General features: G+C 66.8%; 14 protein-coding genes. 6 read left to right on the top strand and 8 right to left on the bottom strand.

Annotated elements, in window-relative coordinates:
- Nucleotides 1–90: 90 nt before the first annotated feature.
- The 4 genes from AB4083_RS14625 to wecB are packed head-to-tail and all read right to left on the bottom strand — an operon-like array spanning nt 91 to nt 7245.
- Nucleotides 91–987, bottom strand: a complete 897-nt coding sequence (locus AB4083_RS14625) for a DUF4434 domain-containing protein (RefSeq protein WP_441608809.1) — start codon at nt 985–987, stop codon at nt 91–93.
- Nucleotides 984–3881 (bottom strand): NfrA family protein, encoded by a 2898-nt coding sequence (locus AB4083_RS14630; RefSeq protein ID WP_441608810.1) that lies wholly within the window; start codon nt 3879–3881, stop codon nt 984–986. Before AB4083_RS14630 ends, AB4083_RS14625 begins: the two co-directional genes overlap by 4 nt.
- Entirely contained in the window at nt 3878–6115 is a 2238-nt protein-coding gene (locus tag AB4083_RS14635) for a glycosyl transferase family protein (RefSeq protein WP_441608811.1), read from the bottom strand. The genes AB4083_RS14630 and AB4083_RS14635 overlap by 4 nt, the downstream gene beginning before the upstream one ends.
- A gap of 17 nt (nt 6116–6132) precedes the next feature.
- Entirely contained in the window at nt 6133–7245 is a 1113-nt protein-coding gene (gene wecB, locus AB4083_RS14640; RefSeq protein WP_441608812.1) for a non-hydrolyzing UDP-N-acetylglucosamine 2-epimerase, read from the bottom strand.
- A 403-nt stretch (nt 7246–7648) separates the two neighbouring features.
- Between wecB and AB4083_RS14645 the strand changes: the two genes are divergently transcribed.
- On the top strand, nt 7649–9430 hold the full coding sequence (locus AB4083_RS14645; protein WP_441608813.1) for a DUF2334 domain-containing protein: 1782 nt from the start codon (nt 7649–7651) through the stop codon (nt 9428–9430).
- A 70-nt stretch (nt 9431–9500) separates the two neighbouring features.
- On the opposite strand, the gene AB4083_RS14650 is transcribed toward AB4083_RS14645, so the two are convergent.
- Together AB4083_RS14650 and AB4083_RS14655 are read right to left on the bottom strand one after the other, a co-directional pair.
- On the bottom strand, nt 9501–11054 hold the full coding sequence (locus tag AB4083_RS14650) for a right-handed parallel beta-helix repeat-containing protein (RefSeq protein WP_441608814.1): 1554 nt from the start codon (nt 11052–11054) through the stop codon (nt 9501–9503).
- A 229-nt stretch (nt 11055–11283) separates the two neighbouring features.
- A complete protein-coding gene (locus AB4083_RS14655) occupies nt 11284–11754 on the bottom strand; it encodes a hypothetical protein (protein ID WP_441608815.1) in 471 nt (156 codons plus the stop codon).
- 601 nt (nt 11755–12355) lie between these two features.
- Between AB4083_RS14655 and AB4083_RS14660 the strand changes: the two genes are divergently transcribed.
- Nucleotides 12356–12823, top strand: coding sequence for a nuclear transport factor 2 family protein (locus tag AB4083_RS14660; protein ID WP_441608816.1), 468 nt, complete (start codon nt 12356–12358; stop codon nt 12821–12823).
- A 49-nt stretch (nt 12824–12872) separates the two neighbouring features.
- Here AB4083_RS14660 and AB4083_RS14665 read toward each other — a convergent pair whose 3' ends face one another.
- Nucleotides 12873–13223, bottom strand: a complete 351-nt coding sequence (locus tag AB4083_RS14665) for a DUF3147 family protein (protein WP_441608817.1) — start codon at nt 13221–13223, stop codon at nt 12873–12875.
- Nucleotides 13224–13298: 75 nt separating this feature from the next.
- On the opposite strand from AB4083_RS14665, the gene AB4083_RS14670 reads away from it, so the two are divergent.
- The 4 genes from AB4083_RS14670 to AB4083_RS14685 all read left to right on the top strand — a co-directional run bounded on the left by AB4083_RS14670 (nt 13299) and on the right by AB4083_RS14685 (nt 19228).
- Nucleotides 13299–13682, top strand: coding sequence for a hypothetical protein (locus AB4083_RS14670; protein WP_441608818.1), 384 nt, complete (start codon nt 13299–13301; stop codon nt 13680–13682).
- 64 nt (nt 13683–13746) lie between these two features.
- Complete coding sequence (locus AB4083_RS14675) at nt 13747–15024, top strand: TolC family protein (protein ID WP_441608819.1); 1278 nt, start codon at nt 13747–13749, stop codon at nt 15022–15024.
- On the top strand, nt 15021–16118 hold the full coding sequence (locus tag AB4083_RS14680; RefSeq protein ID WP_441608820.1) for an efflux RND transporter periplasmic adaptor subunit: 1098 nt from the start codon (nt 15021–15023) through the stop codon (nt 16116–16118). Before AB4083_RS14675 ends, AB4083_RS14680 begins: the two co-directional genes overlap by 4 nt.
- Entirely contained in the window at nt 16118–19228 is a 3111-nt protein-coding gene (locus tag AB4083_RS14685) for an efflux RND transporter permease subunit (protein WP_441608821.1), read from the top strand. The genes AB4083_RS14680 and AB4083_RS14685 overlap by 1 nt, the downstream gene beginning before the upstream one ends.
- A gap of 140 nt (nt 19229–19368) precedes the next feature.
- Here the strand turns inward: AB4083_RS14685 and AB4083_RS14690 are convergent, their stop codons facing one another.
- Entirely contained in the window at nt 19369–19722 is a 354-nt protein-coding gene (locus tag AB4083_RS14690; RefSeq protein ID WP_441608822.1) for a hypothetical protein, read from the bottom strand.
- Nucleotides 19723–19741: the final 19 nt, after the last annotated feature.

Below are 19741 nucleotides of genomic sequence, written 5' to 3' on the forward strand. Positions count from 1 at the left end.
TTGGGGTGAGGGTACGGGCGGAGTGAAGCGCACCACTCCGGCCGAACCCTCATCCGGCTGCCGCCACCTTCTCCCGAAGGGAGAAGGGATTCAGCGGCGCAGCGCTTCCATCTCTGGCAAATAACGCAACTCGAAAAACGCGGTATCCCCACCGCACGGCGCCCGCTGCAACAACGCCGCATCGGCATCGCGCAGCTCCAACGGCTCCGCCTTGAACGACGCATCGCTGCCGGTCTGCCGAAACACTTCGTACACCACACCGGCAGCGCCTTTCTGGTCGCACGACATCGCCGCGCCCAGATACACCGCACTTTCGCCACGGCTCAAGCGCGCCGTTCCCGCTCCATCCTGCACCCACGCCTGCACGCCACTGCCCCGCACATCCGCCACCAGCTGCGCGTACGCCGCCGGCGCCATATGCCCGGCGAAGAAGCTGCTCACGAACACCGGCCGCGCCAGCACCCGATCCAGCTGCCGCCGCTCCAGCGCCAGATAATCGCGCAACACCTCGCGCGCCTCCGGCTCGCGCCAGCGCCGGTCGTCGATCTCCATCGGCAGATACCAGCCGGCGATGGCGGCGTCGCCCAGTTCGCCGCTCCAACGGCGCGCCGCCTCGGCATCCTGGCGGGCCAGTGAACGCAGGTAGTCGTCCAGCGCCGTTGCCGGCATTTCCTGGCGCTGGAAGAACGCCGGATCGCTGTGCAGCCCCAGCACGATGCGCAACCCGGCGGCGTGCGCTTCGCGAACCCGCTGCAACAGCCATGCATGCCCCGCCGGATCGGCGAAGGCATCGCCATACTGCGTCCACTGCACCACCAGGGTGTCGAAGCCACGCGCACGCAACTGCGCAAACCACCCCGGCCACTGCGCCACCGCCAGTTCGCGGTCGCGCGTCTGCGGCTGGTAGAACACCGCCGTGGTCGCATGCGCCAGCCACGGCGCCAGCAGCAGCGCCAGCAGCACACACCACACCGGTGCGCGCCTCACCACGCGGTCCTCACGATCAGGAACAGCGCGTTCTTCTCGCGCAGATAGCTGCTGAAGGCGTGCTGCCCTTCCACCGCCACGCTGAGGCGATGCGGATACGCGTCGTAGCGCGTCTGGCCGAACCACAGATTCCATTGCACACCCAGGCCCACACGGGCATCGCGCTGGAAACTGCCCCGGTTGCGGTCGATGCCGGTGAACTGCACCCGCGCATACGGTTCGATCGACTGCCCCTCGGCCAGCTTGCGATGCCAGCCGAGCTGGTAGTCGGCGGTCAGCACCGTCTGCTTGGCGCGCAGGTAGCGCGCCACGTCCACGTAGAAATTCTGCGACCACCAGCCGCGGCCGGCGGCATGCCAGTCATCGTTGAGGTGCGGGCCGAACGACCACGAGCCGGCCGCGCGCAACAAGGTGTCGTTGCGGGTGAAGCGGCTGCCGGAGACCGGCGTCTGCTGCTCGGCCGACAGCACGATGTTCTGCGTGGTCAGCGGCTTCCAGTGCACGCCCACGCCCAGCATCCAGCCGTGGATCGGCCACACCGAGCCGCCATTGCCGCTGCCGGCGAACACGCGTGCATAGGCCGCCAGCGTATTGATGTCGGCGCCGTTCCACAGCGGATCGAAACGGTACTGCCCTTCCATCTGCAGATAGCTGCGGTACGACTGGCCGGGATTGGCCGCGTTCGCCGCCGAGGACACCGTATCGCCCAGGGTCATGTCGGCATTGAAGCGCCACTTGCGCCCCAGGTCCTCGTGCAGGCGGCGCAGGTCGAAACGCTGCTGGCCTTCGTCCTGCGCGGTATCCGCCGTAGCGACCGCGCCGGTGCCGCCGGCGTCGAGCTGGTCGATCGCCTGTGCGGCGTAGCTGCGCGCCTGCGTGTTGTCGCCCAGCTTCTGGTGCACGTACAGCAACTGCCAGGTGAGCTTGGGATCGTCCGGGTTGGCGCGGTGCGCGTGTTCGAATTGCACCACGGCCAACTCCGGCGAGCCATTCTGCAGATAGGCATAGCCAAGCTGCGCGGCGAGCTTGTCGTCGTCCGGCGCCAGCACGGCGGCGCGCTGCAGCGAGAGCAGCGCCGGATGGGTTTCGCCGGCCTGGGTCTGCAGCGCGGCCAGGCGCTGGTAATAGCGCGCTTCCGGATGCAGGGCGATGGCGTTGTCCAGGTCGGTGCGCGCCAGCGCCGGATCGCGCGGTTCGTCGGCCTGCGCGCGCAACCACCAGTAGCCATGGTCCTGCCGCCCGCCCTGCGCCGCGTAGCTGTCCAGCCAGGCGCGGGCGACGCCGGGCTGGTCGGCGCTCATCGCGGTGGTGGCGGCGGCCAGCAGGTCATCCGGCTTCATATGCTCGACCGGCACCGCGCGCCAGGCCTGCAAGGCGGTGGCGTAGTCGCGCGCGCCGTAGGCCTGGTAGGCCAGGGCACGCGTGGTGTCGGGATCGGGCTTGCGCTTGTTCGCTTCCGCGTAGGCGTATTCGGCCAGGCCGGGGCGGTCGTTGCCGTAGCAGTCGCCGAGCTGGCGCCACAGTTCCGCCGGATAGTCCGGCGAGAGGTCCGACATCACCTGGCGGATACCGTCGCAGTCGCGCAGCGCGGCCAGGATCGGCACCTGCACGATGCGCAGCGGCACGCTTTCCAGCGGACGCGCCAGGCGCGCGCGGTCGGCGGAGGAAAACGCCGCCGTCTGCTTCGCAGCGAGCACGGCCAGGCGGGCGAACAAGGTGCCGGCCTGCGGGTTGCCGCCGAACGGATACGAGGCGAGCAGCAGGCGTTCGGCTTCATCCGGTGCGCCGGCATCCATCAGGCGATAGCTCAGCGGATCGAGCAGTCGATGCCCGTCCGGCTGCGCCACCAGCGCCTCGGCCTGTTCGCGCGCTTCCGCATGGCGCCCTTGCGCCAGCGCCAGCGAGAAGCGCTCTTCGCGATAGCTGTCCTTCGGCAGGCGCGCCAGCAGGCGCTGCGCCGCGCCGTCGTCGTGGCGCGCCAGCGCCAGCGGCAAGGACGAACGCGCCTGCCAGGCCGCATTGGCGGGAAAACGCGCGGCGTACAGATCCAGCAACTCAGGCCGCGCGCGCCCGACCTGCGCCAGCAGGTTCACCCACTGCCGCTCGTCCTTCTCGTCGTCGAAGGCCGGCTGGTGCACCGCCAGGTAATCCTCCAGCGCCTTGCGTTCGCCCGCGGCGGACAAGCCCAGCGCCACGGCCAGTTCCTGCGCCGGGGCACCGAGGCCGCCGCGCGCCTGCAGCTCGCGCGCCTCCAGCGCCTTGCCCTGCATCAGCAGCAGGTTGAACCACTGCGCGCGCTCGTCCGGACCCAGCTGCCCGAGTTGATCCAACGCCGCCAGCTGCCCGCCGGCGCGCGCAGGGTCGCCCAGGTAGATCGAGCGCTGCACCAGTGCGCGGCGCAGGGCCAGGCCTTCGGTCGAGCGGGCGAAATCCGCCGCGGCCAGTTCCGCCTGGGTGCGATCGAGCGCACCCGCCTGCAAGGCGTCGAAGCCGCGCTGCGCACGGCAGATCGGACGGTTGTCGACCTTGCAGTCCACCGCCGCCTGCGCCGGTGGCGGCGCGCGCAGGCGCGGGTCGTCCGGCGTATAGCGGCGCTGGTCGGCCAGCACCGTGCCGGCCTTGTCGGCGTGCCCGAAGTGGCGATACGCCTCGGCCAGGTCCAGTGCGGTGTCGATGCTCTGCGGCGCCAGCGCGCGGGCACGCTCGAACTCGGCCAGCGCGGTGCGCTCGTCGTTCGCGCGCAGCGCGGCGAAGCCGGCCTGGCGATGGGGATACAACAGGAATTGCTGATAGCGGCTGGCGCTGTCCGGCTGCTGGCCTACCGCGCAAAGCGGCAAGGCCGGTGCCATGGCGAACAGCGCGGCCGCACAACGAGTCGGCCATGGGCGTTTCATGCCACGCGCTCCGTCCACTGCTTGACCAGCTGCACCGGCGGCAGCGCTTCCTTCTTCAGGAGCGATGCGATGCTCGGTTGCAGCGCCGTTTGCAGGGCGAGCAGGCTGTCGAGCGTGTCCTGCCCGATGACGCCTTGCGCCACCAGGAATTCGCCCAGCGGCTGTCCGCTGCGCGCATGGCTCAACAGCAATGCCTTGAATGCCACTTCGTCCAGGTGCCCCTGCGCCACCAGGATCTCGCCCAGCAAGACCTGCCGGGATACGTAGCAGTCCCACAACAACCGTGCGCGCTCCGCGCCGATGCGTCCGCTGCGCGTGGCCGCCTCCAGCAGGCCGCGCGGATCGTGCTCCTCCGACTTGACGTACCAGCGGCGCAGCCCGACCGTGACCTGGCCCTTGTGCGCGATCACGTAGCGCACCGGGCGATCGAGCTTGCGCGCGATCGCCGCCAGCGACACCGGGTCGAGATAGGACTCGCTGGCCAGCACCAGCGTGCCGCCGTCGATGCGCAGCGGCAGCACGGCGTATTGCAACGCCACCGCCACCGACAACGCACTGATGAGTTCACTGCCCAGGGCTTCCGCATCCAGCGCCTCGCAGGCCACCCCGGCCTGCTCGGCGATCGGCCCCGCCAGCTGCTCGGCGGTGATCACGCCCTGGTGCACCAGGGTGCTGCCCGCATGCAGACCGTCGATGGCATGCTGGCGCGCCTCGCGCAGCCGCGCCTCGGTCAACGCGCCCTGGGTCACCAGCAATTCGTCCAGCGAGCGCTTGGAGCGGTTCTCGCCGCCGATGCTGGGGAAGTCGTGGGTGGTCTTGTCCCACGCCACGCGGCGCGGATCGCCGGTCTGCAGGATCTGCTTGATCGCGCGCCAGTTGGCCAGGAAGTTGACCAGGTTGCTCCACAGCAGCCGCGGGATCGCCAGCAGGCCCTGCTTGATGCCGTAGTAGGCGGTGACGAACACGATGCGCTGGAGCATGCGGTTGGCCATCAGGCCGGCATTGGCATACAGCAGCGTGTCCAGCCAGTGCTGCCCTTCGAAGACCGACAGGAAGCGCGGCGCGCCCAGCCATAGCTGCTGCACCAGCCCGATGACCAGCAACTGCGCCAGCACCAGCATCGCGCCGAAGCTGACGAAGTTGGCGATCGCGCCCTTGCGGTCGCGCCACAGGAAATAGTTCAGCACCAGGCCGTGCCGCCACTTCCAGCCATGCGTGCGGTAGCCCTGGTAGACGATGCCGATGATCCAGCGCGACTTCTGCCGCACCGCCGTGGACAGGCGGTCCGGGAAATACTCGCGCACGCAGATCACATTGGACTCGCGCCGGCTCTGCCCGAACGGCGGCGGCTTCTGGTGCTTGCGGTAACGCAGCACCGGGAAGCGCACGAAGACCTCCTGCATGCCGCGCGCCTTCAGGCGCAGGCCGATGTCGTAGTCCTCGGTCAGGCTCTGCACGTCGAAGGCGATGCCATTGCCTTCCTCGATCAGCGCCAGCACCGCGCGCCGGCTGAAACAGGTGCCGACGCCAGCGCTGGGCACCTGGCCGGCCAGCGCCTCGCGCACCGGCACGTCCTTGCCGTGCAGTTCGGCGAATTCGTCCAGGTAATGCAGGCTGGTGAAGTTGTTCCACTGCCGCTCGAACGGATACACCGGGATCTGGATCAGGTCCTTGCGGCCCACCAGGTAATTGAACAGGCGCAGCTCCATCGCGCAGACCACGTCCTCGGCGTCGTGCAGGATGAAGCCCTCGAAGCTCAGCTTGGCGCGGCGTTCGAACTGCAGGATGGCGTCGAGCACGTTGTTGAGGCAGTCCGCCTTGCTGGTCGGCCCCGGCCGCGCGCACACCACTTTGTGCACGTTGGGGAAGCGCGCGCTCACTTCGTCCACGTCGCGCTGCGTATCCGGGTCGTTCGGATAGGTGCCGACGAAGATATGGTAGTTCTCGTAATCCAGCGTGCTGGCGGCCAGCTCGGCCATATGCCCGATCACGCCGGTTTCCTGCCAGGCCGGCACCATGATGGCCAGCGGCTTTTCCGCCGGCCGGTACAGCTCGTGGTAGTAGGTGCGCTCATGCCGGCGGTACACCACCAGCGCCTTCCAGCTGCGCCGCGTCCAGTACACGAGATCGATAAACAGATCGTCCATGCCGCTCAACAGCATCAGCACGGCGATCACCGATACGGCTACGCTCAGGCCGTACAGGTATGTTGTGAATGCATCCAGCCACCACATCCCAGTGCTCTCCCCTGTCAGACCGCTTCGCGCCGGCGCTCGCCGCCCTCCAGCGCCCCCTGCAACAGATCCACGATGCGCTCGCTGGCCTGGCCGTCGCCGAACGGATTGCCGGCGCGCGCCATCACGCCGTAGGCCGCGCCGTCGTCCCACAGGTCCTCGATCTGTTTCACGATCGAAGCACGCCGCGTCCCCGCCAGCCGCGCGCAGCCGTTCTCGATCGCCTCCGGCCGCTCCGTTTCGGTGCGCAGCACCAGCAGCGGCACGCCGAAGGTGGGTGCCTCTTCCTGCAGGCCGCCGGAATCGGTCAGCACCAGCCAGGCGTCGATCAGTGCCTGCTGCATGCGCAGGTAGTCGAACGGGCCGCTCAGGTGCACGTTGCCCAGTTCGCCCAGGATCGCGTGTACCGGCTTGCTCACCGTCGGGTTCAGGTGCACCGGGAACAGGATCTCCAGTTCCGGGTGGTGGTTGGCGATGTCGGCGATGGCGTAGCAGATTTCGCGCAGGTCGCTGCCCCAGTTTTCTCGGCGGTGCGCGGTGACCAGCAGATGTCCGCGCCCCTGGTGGCCGCGCTGCAGGCGGCGATGCCGCGCCACCCAGTGCTGCGCGTCGATCACCGTATTGCCGGTGATGAACACGCGCTCGTCCGGCACCGCCTCGGCCTGCAGCGCCTGCGAGGCGCGTGCGGTCGGCGCGAAATGGAAACTGGCGATGCGGCTGACCATCTGCCGCAGGCCTTCTTCCGGGAACGGCCGCGACAGGTCGTAGGTGCGCAGGCCGGCTTCGACATGCGCCACCGGCACGTGGTGATAGAACCCGGCCAGCGCGCCCAGGAAGGTACTTTCGGTATCGCCCTGCACCATCACCAGCGACCATGGCCGGCTGGCCATCACGCCGTCGAGCAGCTCGCGGCAGCGGGTGCTGAACTGGGCAAGACTGTCACCTGCGCGTGACAGTTCGATATCTGGCTCAATCTCGAAACAGGCCAGCATCTGGCGTGCCATGTCGCCGTGCTGGCCGGTGTGCAGCCATACCGGCCGCGCCCAGCCGCTCTCGCGCAGCGCATGGTAGACCGGTGCCAGCTTGATGATTTCCGGACGGGTACCGCAGATGATCAGGATGTCCTGCATGGCTCCTTCCCCCTAAGGATGGCGACGCGTGTCCTGGCCCAGAAGTCCGGCGCCGCACGCTCCCCGTTTGAACGGAGAGCAGAGCGGTCGTCCGGGGTCCCTGGCGCCCGGATAGACGTGTCGGCTGAGGAGTCTGCGTGGTGGTTGTCGGCTCGCGATCAGGTGTTGCGTTCGGGTCGCATATTGGCGTTGCGCCGGGCCACCTGACGATTGACTAAAAGCCATACCTCGACAGACCAATAAAAACGCGCAGGGCGGCCCCGTAAGCTTCAACTTGGGGGCGATGCCTCTCCACTCTCGGGAACAGGGACCTGGGCTTCGGAAAATCGTTCTCCGCCATGCACGCAAGCACGGGGGCTCCCGGCGCTTGCGTCGATTCCATCGCAGCATGTGAGGAACTCCCATGACCAGGTCCCGTTTCAAGCCCTCCGTCGTGAGGTCTCTTTTCGCCAGTGCCGCCCTGGTGTTGACCACGGCAGCCGGCTTGACCTCTCCGGTCTATGCACAGCTCGCCGAGCACGCCGACATGAGCCTGCTGCCGGCGCCGCCGCGCTCGTTCGTCACCGCACCCACGGTGAAGAAAGTCCAGGCCGCCTTGCCGACGTCGATCAAAACCGCTTCGGTGCAGAGCAACCTGAGCCTGATCATCAATCTCGGCCCGCCGGCCAATGCGTTTGCCGGCGCACCGGGCGCCAATGCCGCGCAGAACACCCTGGTGCTGTACGACAGCACCGGCCCCTACGCCTGGCTCGGCGAGGCGTATGCGGTGATGGCCGCCAACCTGGTGTCGCACGGCAGCAAGTTCACCATGCACACCGCGGCCAGCTACACCGCCGGTGAACTCAACAGCTACACCGGCCTGGTCTACGTCGGTTCGACGTATGACGAACCGCTGCCGACCGCCATGCTCGACGACGTGCTGGCCACCACCAAGCCGGTGCTGTGGATGAACGACAACATCTGGCAGCTCGCCGCGCGCTCGCCGAATTTCGGTGCGCAGTACGGCTTCACGCCGATGTTCTTCGACTTCAGCAATACGCTGACGGTGACCTACAAGAGCGTGGCGATCCAGCGCAACGCGCTGTCGGTGCCGTCCGGCCTATTGCAGACGACCATCGTCGATTCGACTAAGGCAACCGCCGTGGCGGTAGCGGCCAACGACGTCGGCGGCACGGTGAACTGGGCGACCAAGGGCGCGAACCTCACCTATATCGGCGAGATTCCCTTCAGCTATATCGGCATGAACGATCGCTACCTGATCGCCGCCGACCTGATTGGCAAGGTCTCCAATCCGACCATGCCGGCGCGCAAGCGGGCGCTGGTGCGCATCGAGGACGTCAATGCCACCGATGACCCGGTCGCGCTGCGGGCGATCGCCGATTACCTGTCCAGCAAGGGCGTGCCGTTCACGGTGGCGGTGATTCCCTACTATCTGGACCCCAAGGGCTTCTACAACAACGGTGTGCCGCAGGCGATACATCTGTCGCAGGCGCGCAACGTGGTCAGCGCGCTGAAGTACATGCAGTCCAAGGGTGGCACCTTGCTGATGCATGGCTATACGCACCAGTACTCCAACGTGGCCAACCCTTATAGCGGCGTGTCGGCGGACGATTTCGAGTTCTTCCGCTCGCACATCAGTGCCGACAACTACGTGATCTACGACGCGCCGCCGGCCGAGGATTCGGCCAGCTGGACCCAGGGCCGCATCGTCAAGGGCCTGCTGGATTTCGCCGCCGCCGGCTTCCTGGCGCCGACCATCTTCGAACCGCCGCACTACGCCGCCTCGGCAGCGGACTACAAGGTCTTCAACAGCATGTTCGCCGCGCGCTACGACCGTGGCCTGTATGCCAGCGGCTGGTGCCCGAACGGCGCCTGCGGCACGGGCACGCCCGACTACACCAGGATCTACGGGCAGTTCTATCCGTACCTGGTGCGCGACATCTACGGCACGGTGGTGATCGGCGAGCAGTTGGGCAACGTCGAAACCGACGCGTTCAACCACAACCCGGCACGCTTCCCGGCAGACATCCTGGCCAGCGCCAACGTCAATACGGTGGTGCAGGACAGCGTGCAGAGCTTCTTCTTCCATCCCTATGTCGACATCAACTATCTGAAGCAGATTGTCGAGGGCTTGCAGGGGATGGGGTATACGTTTGTGCCGGCGAATACGATCAAGCAAGGTTGATCACGATCAACCCCGCCAACCGGCGTAGGTTGGGGTGAGCCAAAGGCGAACCCCAACCTACGTCATCGCATCAAGGTTGCTGGTAGGCGCCGATATCGATCTTGCCCGCCCCGCTCAAGCGCGGCTGCCCATCGAAATCCACCGCACCCACCGTCGACGCCGGCAGCACCAGCCCTGCCCCGCGCGCCGCCGACCCGCTGCCCACGTGCAGATCGGGCAGGGTCAGGCTCGCAAACGCCGGATTGACCAGCAGGGTGAGCTTGTCTGCCGCGCTGGCCGTGCGATACGCGGCGATCCCGGTATAGCTCTTGCCCAGCCACACCCAGTTGGCATTCCCTGCCCCGCCGTCGGCGAAGTACAGGTTGTGCTCGATCGTGCCCGGGTTGGCATAGCCGGCGTTGTTGATGGTCTTCGGCCAGAAGTTCACCAGCAGGCCGTCGCTGGTGGCGTACAGCAGGTTGTTCTCGAACACCGTGCCGCTTACGTGGAACTGGATCTGGAACTCGCCGCTGCCACTGGCCTGCTGGTCGTTGCGGAACAGCGTGTTGTTGACGATGGTGGCGTTCTGCATGCCGCCATTGCCGGACGCCGCGCCGCCGATGGAAATACCGGTGATATTGGAGAACATCACCAGGTTGTTGCGCACGGTCACGTCGCTGCTGAACTTGTTCTTGATCTCGCTGGCCAGCTCGATGCCCAGGTCGGCCTTGTTGACCAGGTTGCGTTCGATGGTGACCCGCGTGCCGCCTTCGACATAGATGCCATCGGCGGAGAAGTCACCCGCCGGATACGCCGCATTGCCCTGCGAGCTGATGTTGTAGACCGAGTTGCCGCTGATCACGCCGTCGCGCGCCTGGCTCTGGAAGCTGCCGCCGTTGCGGCCGGACATGCTCTCGAAACCCAGTGCCGCGATGCCGATATTGTCGTTGTCGTGCACAGCGTTGTTGCTGATCGTCCACTGCTCCACATTGCCGGTGAGCGACAGCGATTCGCTGCAACCGGTGCGCAGGTGGTCGACTTCATTGCCATCGATGGTCAGCTGGTTGATCGAATTGGCCGCGTCGTTGGCATAGACCTCGATGCCGAAGGCATTGCCATTGGGGCAGCTCTCGATCTTGTTAGCGATGTCGTGCACGCGGTTGCCGAGAATCTTGACCTGGGTGCCGCCGCCATTGAGATAGATGCCCACCGGCGTGGCCGAGGTGCTGGAGGTGCTGTAGTTGCCCACGTCGAAACCCTGCACCGTCACGTAGCTGACGTTGTTGAGGTTCCACAGGCCGCGCATCGCATTGGCGGGCACGGTGAGGCCGGTGCCGCTGACCGCGGCTTTTTCGCCCGGATAGCTGGCGAACACGATGGGGCCGGCCGCAGCCGAACCCGAAGTGTTGACGTCTATGGTCTCGGTGTAGGTGCCGCCACGCACATACACCGTGTCGCCGGCGATCACGCCGCGCGCGGCACGGCCGATGCTATGCCACGGGGCGTCGAGCGTGCCGGCGGCGTTGTCGTTGCCGTTAGTGGCGACGTAATAGGTATGGCCATCGGCGCGAGCCTGGGCATAGGGCAAGGCGGCGAGCAAGGCGCAGACGATGGGAGCGAACTTCCATGCGGGGGAATGCTTCATGCAGGTCTCCGTAGGGTGCGGACAGGGGACGTCCGGATTGGACGAGCCACGCATGCAAACCCGGATGAAACCGCAACTGCCGGAGCGTCCACGCGTGGACGGCGCAGTCTGCCCGCCCGCGGTCGCGCCATTGTTGATCGGCGTCGCAAGAGATCGTGCATGTAGTGAAGCCATGACCTCGTGTCCTCGTTGCACGAAGGCCATGGCCGTGTCGCGCCGACATCGGCGTTCAGGCGTAGCGGCGCTGGGTCGACTTCTCCACGATCAGCTTCAGCGCGTCGGCCAGCACCAGGATGTGCGCGGTGTCTTCGCGCCGCACCACCACGGCCGCGAGTTTGTCCTCGAAGCTGTCGGGCAGCATCATCACCTCGCATCCGCGCGCGGCGACGATCTCGTCCAGCCATTCGAAGTAATCGTCCGACCAGAAATCCCGGCGGTCGCTGGGAAACGGCGGCAGCGCTTCGCCGAAACTGCCGCTGATGCGTTCATGCAGGGTGTCGAGCTGGTCGCTGGTCAACAGCACGTCGGTGAGCTGCAACAGCAGCGCGGCCTGCATCAGGCGCGGCCCGCCCTCGTCGTGCAACCAGGCCAGTGCCGTATCGTTGGCGGCGCCATGCACGTGCGCCGCTCGGCGCGCCAGCTCGGCGCGTTCAAGCTCACCGCGGGTGAGCAGATCGATCAGGGTCTCGAGTTTATCCATCGCGGGCCAATAGCTCCTTGAAGGCTAGATGGGATGACAGGCAACACCGTGCGGGTTGAACGTGTGCCAACGAGACCGGTGCAGACGCAGCACATGCCAGCGTGCCCGGCGCGACGCGCGCGTGACGACAACGTGATATCCAGCGACACGTGCACGGCAGCTCCTGCGCAGGCGGAACCGCATCCCTGGTGCGGCCGCGATGGCGGGCACTAAACCACAGCCTGAACCCCGGCGAAAGTAGCTATGCAGGGGAGAGCACGCATTTCCGTGCATCTTCGGAACAGTCAAGCGGAAACATTCCTATTTCTTAGGGTTTGTTGTTGGGAATGGCGCGTCGCATGTTGGTGTGGTGGCTTATCTCAGCGCCGTAAACAGTCGCGCGCCGGCGCCTTATGCCAATGCGATGTTGCCGCGAGGTTTAGGCAAACCGGTGATCGTGAGAATCGATGCGGAGGCAATGCATCGACAGGGATTTGCCTTTTTTCAGGCGGATAATTGAGGGGTGGTTGACGGAGAGCGTGCCGGTGGCATTCCTGCGCCAGAACCCAGCTCCGGTGTCCATTGGATAAGTGCAGCCAAACCCCCATTGCCGAGGTGCCCCATGAACAGCCGTCCTCCCCTCCCCCCTTTCACCCTCGAAACCGCACGGCAGAAAGTGCGTCTGGCCGAGGATGCCTGGAACACGCGCGATCCCGAGCGCGTCGCCCTGGTCTATACGGAAGACACGCATTGGCGCAATCGTGCGGAGTTTCTCGACGGGCGCGAGGCGGTGAAGGCGTTTCTGCGGCGCAAGTGGGATCGCGAGTTGGATTACCGCTTGATCAAGGAGCTGTGGGCGTTCGGCGAGCATCGCATCGCGGTGCGTTTCGCCTACGAGTGGCATGACGATGCGGGGCAGTGGTATCGCAGTTATGGCAATGAGAACTGGGAGTTCAACGATGACGGGCTGATGATCAACCGTCATGCCAGCATCAATGACAAGCCGATCGCCGAGGCGGAGCGCAAGTATCACTGGCCGCAGGGGCGCAGGCCGGATGGGCATGCGGAGTTGAGCGAACTGGGGTTCTGAGCCTGGTCGTGAATCCTTCTCCCCTGCGGGGAGAAGGACGCCGGCGCCGCTACAGCAGCTTGATACCGAATGGCCGTACCGCCAGGGCAAACAGTGCGAACGACAGCAGCGTGATCACGGCGCTGCATCCGAGCGCCGGCCAGAAGCCGAAGCGGTTCAACAATCGCGGAAAGGCCAGGAACATCGGCAGGGTCGGCACCACGTACCAGAAGGTATACCAGGCGTGGTTGGCGAGCTTGGACACCGGCTGCTTCTCGATGTGCAACCAGATCAGCGCCAGCAGGGTGACCAGCGGCAGCGATGCGAGCAGCGCGCCCAGGCGGTCGCTGCGCTTGGCCAGTTCCGACACGGCCACCACGACGGCGGCGGTAATGAGGTATTTGGTGATGATCCAGGGCATGGTGGTTCCCATCGGTGCGATAGGTGGGTCGATGAAATTGTCTAACACAAGGCCTGCCCTCTACGATCCCAGCTTATGCATCGTCCGTCCCGACCATGGTTGACCCAGCTACGCCGCTATCGCGGCCTGTGGTTGCTGGCCGTGTTCGCGCTGATGATCAAGCTCGTCGGCGGCTCGCTGTGCGCCAGCGACGGCCTGCGCTACGCCGCCGGTACGGACGCGCAACGCTCCTCCATGGTCCAGTCCATGACCGCGGCCACGGCTGACGAAGGCAGTGGCGATTGCGTGCTTGGCGAAGGCAGTTCCTGCCATTGCGCCTGCACGCACGCCGTGCCGCTGCCGGCGATGATGACGCTGCATGTCGCCGCCAACCTGCTTCCCTCCGAGCTGCCTTCCGCCTCGTTCGGCCATCGCGCCGAACCCACGGCAACCCTGCTGCGCCCACCCATCGCCGCCTGAAAACCCTGGATCCCGCCGCGCGTTTCGTGCGCGGCGTTCTGATGGTTTTTAGGAGACGTTACTCATGTCCGTGCTACGTGCAGCCCTGCTGGGGGTTGCTTGCATGCTTTGCGCCGGTGCCGCCTGGTCCGCGCCCGCGCAGGAAAACACTGCCGATCCGGCCCCCTTCGCCAACCCGTCGCTGCGGCAGGCTGTCCGCTCGGTGTGGGACAGCAGCCCCGAGGTGCAAGTCGCGCGCGCCGAGCTCAACGCCGCACAGGCCCGGGCACGCGCGGCGGCGCAACCGCTGTACAACCCCACGCTGGCGCTCGATGCCGAGAATGCCGACGTCAACCGGCGCACGGCGGGGCTGAGTCTGGCGCTCGATCTGTCCGGCAAGCGCCGCGCGCGTGCCGAACAGGGCAGCGCCGAGTTCCAGGCCAGCCAGGCCGGTTACGACTTGCTGCGCCGGGATACCGCCTCGCGCTGGCTGAAGGCGTGGTCCACCCTGGCGCTCGCCGCCGAGCAACGCCAACTCGGCGAACGCCGGGTGGAACTGATGCGCCGTTTCGACGACCTCGCCGCGCAGCGCCTGAAAGTCGGCGACATCAGCAGTCCGGAACGCGACCTCGCCGGCTTGGCGCTGGGCGAGGCGCAGATCCAGCAGGCCTCGCTGGTCGGCAACCAGGCGGCGGCCATGGCCACGCTGGCTTCGATCAGCCAGGACGCCGCCGCCAACGCGGGCGACCTGCCGAACGCCTTGCCACCCGCTTCGGCCACCCTCGCACCGCTGCCGCTCGACGACTATCCCGAACTGGTCAGGGCCCGCGCGCTGCAGACCAGCGCCGAAGCCGGCGTGCAGGTGGCGCGGCGCGCGCGCATGCCCGACCCCACCGTCAGCGTCACCGGCGGCCAGGTGCGCAACGGTCCGGTGAACGATCGCGTGATCGGCCTGAGCGTTTCCATCCCGCTGCCCGTGCTCAACACCGGCCGCGCGGAAGTGGATGCCGCGCGCGCCGGGGCCGATGCGGCCGCGGCCGGCGTGCGGGCGCAACAGCTCGGCGCCACGGCGCGCCTGCGCGAAACCCAGGCGCGCTACGACGCACTGCTCGGCGCCGCGCAAGCATTCCGGATCAGCCGCGCTGCCGCGTTCGACGAACGCACGGCGTTGCTGGAAAAACTCTGGCGCGCCGGCGAGCTCGGCACCTCGGACTATCTGGTCCAGCTCAAGCAAAGCCTGGACACCGCGCTGTCCGGCCTCGAACTGCAAGCCCAAGCCTGGCAGGCCTGGTTCGACTATCTCTCCGCCGCCGGCCGCCTGACCGACTGGATCGACGGCGGCAACAAGGATGCCTCCCGATGAGCCGCCCCCTGCTCCGCTATGCTCTGTTGTGCTTCGCCCTGACCACCGCCGCGGCCTACGCCGAAGACGGCAAGCCGGCGCCGGGCGCCAATCCGCTCGCGCTCGATGCGCAAGCGATCAAGGACGCCGGCATCGTGCTGGCCAAGCTCGGCTCGCGTCCGCTGACCGATGAAATCAAGGCACCCGGCGAGGTCAAGGCCGACGCCTACTCCACCGTGCTGGTCGCGCCGCGCATCGAGTCGATGGTGCTCAAGCGCCTGGTCAAGCTGGGCGATGTAGTGAAGTCCGGCCAGCCGCTGGTGGTGCTGTCCAGCGTGCAGGTGGCCGAAACGCAGGGCGCGCTGATCGTCGCCGAGCAGGATTGGCAACGCGTCGCTTCGCTGGGTGCGCAGGCCGTCTCGGGTCGCCGCTACACCGAAGTGAAGGTGCAGCGCGACCAGGCCCAAGCCAAGCTGCGCGCCTACGGCCTGTCGGATGGACAGATCCGGAGCGTGCTGCGCAACGGTTCGGCCAAGGCCGATGGCGGCTACGAATTGCTCGCGCCCACGGATGGCCGCATCACCACCGACCAGTTCCTGGTCGGTGAACGTGTCGATGCCGGCCGCATGCTGTTCACCCTGGTCAAGGAAGACTCGGTATGGGTGGAAGCGCAACTGCCGCCCGCCGACGCCGAGCGCGTCAAGGCCGGCGGCGACGCACGCATCCTGGTCCACGGCAGCGCCCTGCCCGGCACCGTGGTGCAGCGTTCGCACCAGACCGACGAACGGACGCGCACGGTGCCCGTGCGCATCGAAGTCGACAACCGCGACGACTTGCTGCACCAGGGCGAGCTGGTCGAAACGCGGCTCGCCGTCGGCACCGGCAAAGCCGTACTGGCGGTGCCAGCCGAGGCGGTGATCCTGCTGCAGAACCAGAGCACGGTCTTCGTCGCCAAGGGCAACGGCCAGTTCGAGCCGGCGCCGGTGATCGCGGGCGAGACCCGCAATGGCTGGGTGGAGATCAAGGATGGCCTCAAGGCCGGCGCCAATTACGTGAGCAAAGGCGCTTTCGCCCTGAAAGCACGGCTGCTGCGTTCGCAGCTGGGAGAAGAGTGATGCTCGAGCGTCTCGTCGAACTCTCCCTGCGCTACAAGGTGCTGGTGCTGATCCTGTTCCTGATCGTCGGCGCGATCGGCTACCAGGCCGTGCGCTCGCTGCCGATCGATGCCTTCCCGGACGTGACGCCGGTGCAGGTCAACGTGTACACCGAGGCCTCCGGCCTGGCCGCCGAGGACGTGGAGCAGTTGCTGACCACGCCGGTCGAATCCGCGCTCGCCGGCCTGCCGAAGGTGCAGGAGATCCGCTCCGTCAGCCTGTTCGGCCTGTCCTATGTGTCCGTGTACTTCGAAGACAGCATGGGCATCTATTTCGCGCGCCAGCTCGTCAATGAACGCCTGCAGCAGGTCGGCGACCGCCTGCCCGCCGGCTACGGCAAACCGGAGATGGGCCCCAATACCTCGGGCCTGGGCCAGGTGTTCTGGTACACCGTCGAGCGCGCGGACGACCAGCTCAAGAACGCGCCGAACGATATGGACCTGCGCACCCTGCAGGACTGGAACATCCGGCTGATCCTGCGCACCGCACCCGGCGTCGACGACGTCACCTCGTGGGGCGGCCAGGAAAAGCAGTACCAGGTGCGCATCGACCCGATGAAGCTGATCGCGCACAACCTCGGCTTCAAGGAAGTGATGCAGGCGCTGGAGGCCAACAACGCCCAGGTCGGCGGCAACTTCGTCGACGTCGGCCGCGAGCAATACCTGGTGCGTGGCCTGGGGCTGGTCAAGGATGCGCGCGACCTGGGCAATATCGTGCTGAAAACCGAAGACGGCACGCCGGTCTATGTGCGCGATGTCGCCACCATCACCGAAGCCGGCGCCCCGCGCACCGGCGCAGTCACCCGCGACGGCAAGGAAGTGGTGATGGGCCAGGCGCTGGCGCGCATCGGCGAGAACGCCAAGGACGTGGTGGATGCGGTCAAGGCCAAGCTCGCCACGGTCGAGCAGGCGTTGCCGGAAGGCGTGGTGGTCAAGCCGGTCTACGAGCGCACCGAGCTGGTGAACAAGGCGGTGGGCACCGCGATCCGCGCGCTGATCGAAGGCTCGATCCTGGTGGCGATCGTGCTGTTCCTGTTCCTGGGCGAACTGCGCAGCGCGCTGGTGGTGGTGATCGCGCTGCCGCTGGCGATGCTGATCGCGTTTATCTGCATGGAACAGGCCGGGCTGTCGGCCAACCTGATGTCGCTGGCGGGGTTGGCGATCGGCATCGGCATGATGGTGGACGGCGCGGTGGTGATGGTGGAGAACGCGTTCCGCATCATGGCCGAACGCAAGGCGCACGGCCTGCCGGTGGACCGTACCGCGGCGGTGCTGGCGGCGGCGCGCGAAGTGGCCAATCCGATCGCGTTCGCGATCCTGATCATCATCGTGGTGTTCCTGCCGCTGTTCAGCCTGCAAGGGCTGGAAGGCAAGATGTTCAAGCCGATGGCGTTCAATATCAGCTTCGCCATGGCCGGCTCGCTGGTGCTGGCACTGACCCTGATCCCGGTGCTCGCCGCGCTGGTGCTCAAGCCCAAGGAGGAGAAGGACACGCGGCTGGTGGCCTTCCTCAAGCGCCACTACGCCAGGCTGCTGGACTGGTCGCTGGCGCGGCGCCGCACGGTGGTGGCGATTGCGCTCGCCGCGCTGGTGGGCAGCCTGGCGCTGTTCCCTTTCCTGGGCAAGGAGTTCATGCCCAACCTCAAGGAAGGCTCGATCATGTGGCGCATCACCTCGATCCCGTCCGCTTCGCTGGACGAATCGATCGCCATCTCCACCCAGGTCGAGGCGCTGATCAAGCAGAAATTCCCCGAGGTCGACACCACCCTGGCGATGATCGGCCGCGCCGAGAAAGGCGAGACGGCGGACGTCAACTACATGGAGGTGTACACCCCGCTCAAGCCGAAGGAGCAGTGGCGCAAGGGCCAGACGCTGGAGAGCATCGAGGCGGCGATGCAGCAGGAGCTGAGTGCCGCGCTGCCCACCGCGGTGGTGAGCTACACCCAGCCGATCCAGATGCGCATCGAGGAACTGATCTCCGGCGTGCGTGCCACCCTGGCGCTCAAGCTCTACGGCGACGACCTGGGCGAGCTGGATCGGATGAGCGGCCGCATCAAGGACGTGCTGGCCAGCGTGCCCGGCGTCGCCGACCTCGCCCTGGAAGCGAATCTGGGCAAGCCGCAGATCCGCATCCGCGTCGACCGCGACGCCCTGGCCCGCTACGGCCTCAACGCGCAGGACGTGCTGACCGTGGTCAAGAACGGCATCGGCGGCGAGCCGGTATCGACCTTGCTCGACGGCATACGGCGCTTCGATATCTCGGTACGCCTGGACGATGCCAGCAAGGCCTCGCTGCCGGCGATCGAACGCATTCCGATCCGCTCGGCCAGCGGCGCCCTGGTGCAGCTGGCGCAGGTGGCGGAAGTCAACCAGGCCGAAGGCTATTCGTTTATCCGCCGCGAGCAGCTGCAGCGTTATGCGGTGATCCAGATGGACGTGCGCGGCCGCGATATCGACGGCTTCGTGCGCGACGCCAACGCCGCCATCGCGCAGAAGGTGAACTTGCCCACCGGCTATTACACCGAATGGGGCGGCGCGTTCGAGAACCAGCAGCGGGCGTTGAAGCGGCTGTCGCTGATCGTGCCGGCGACGATCTTCTTCATCTTCATCCTGCTGTATACGGCGTTCAATTCGGTGAAGTACGCGGCGCTGATTCTCGCCAACGTGCCGTTCGCCACCATCGGCGGCATCGTCGGCCTGGCGATCACCGGGCAGTATCTGTCGGTGCCCTCGGCAATCGGCTTTATCGCGGTGTTCGGCGTGGCGATGCTCAACGGCATCGTGCTGGTGAGCTTCCTCAACGAGCAGCGCGACAAGGGCCTGTCGGCGCGCGAGGCCGTGGTCCGCGGTACGGCCTTGCGCCTGCGCCCGGTGCTGATGACGGCCAGCGTGGCCATCCTGGGCCTGGTGCCGATGCTGCTATCGAGTGGCGTCGGAGCAGAGACGCAGCGCCCATTGGCAACCGTGGTGGTCGGCGGCCTGATCACCTCGACCCTGTTGACGCTGGTGTTGCTGCCTACCTTGTATGAATGGCTGGAGTTGCGGGCGGAGCGGAGGGAGCGCAACGCGTAGGTTGGAGTGAGCGCAGCGAACCCCGACGGACGCCGCGCCGTTGGGGTTCGCCTCCGGCTCACCCCAACCTACGCAGGGTGGAAGACGCGTGCAGTCGATCCCCGGCCCGTAGCGGTGTTGCGCCGACGGGTGGCGTCCGCTCAAGGGGACGTCTTGCAATCGGGGCGCGCCGGCTCCCCTTGCGCGCTCACGCAAGGACGGAATCCTGCCGGCAAACCGACGATCTCGCGGCTCGCGCCCTGCGCCAGGGCAAAGCGCTCCGGCGGCTTGTCGCAACTTGCCGCCGGAGCGACGCAGGCCGGATCGAACAGCGCGAAATGGCATTGCCCGCTGGCGCTAGCCAGGCATTCGAATTTCGCCACGCCGGCGCGCAACTCGATCTTGCCGTGCACGATGTCGCGTCCGTCGGCTTCGCTATGGATGTCGGTGACGTTGCCGCCGGTACAGCCGACCACGGCGAGCAGGTAGTAAAGCAGGGCCAGTACGTTGCGCATGGTTCGCTCTCCGGCGGCG

This window comes from Dyella sp. 2RAB6 (assembly GCF_052115385.1).
GTDB lineage: Bacteria > Pseudomonadota > Gammaproteobacteria > Xanthomonadales > Rhodanobacteraceae > Dyella_D.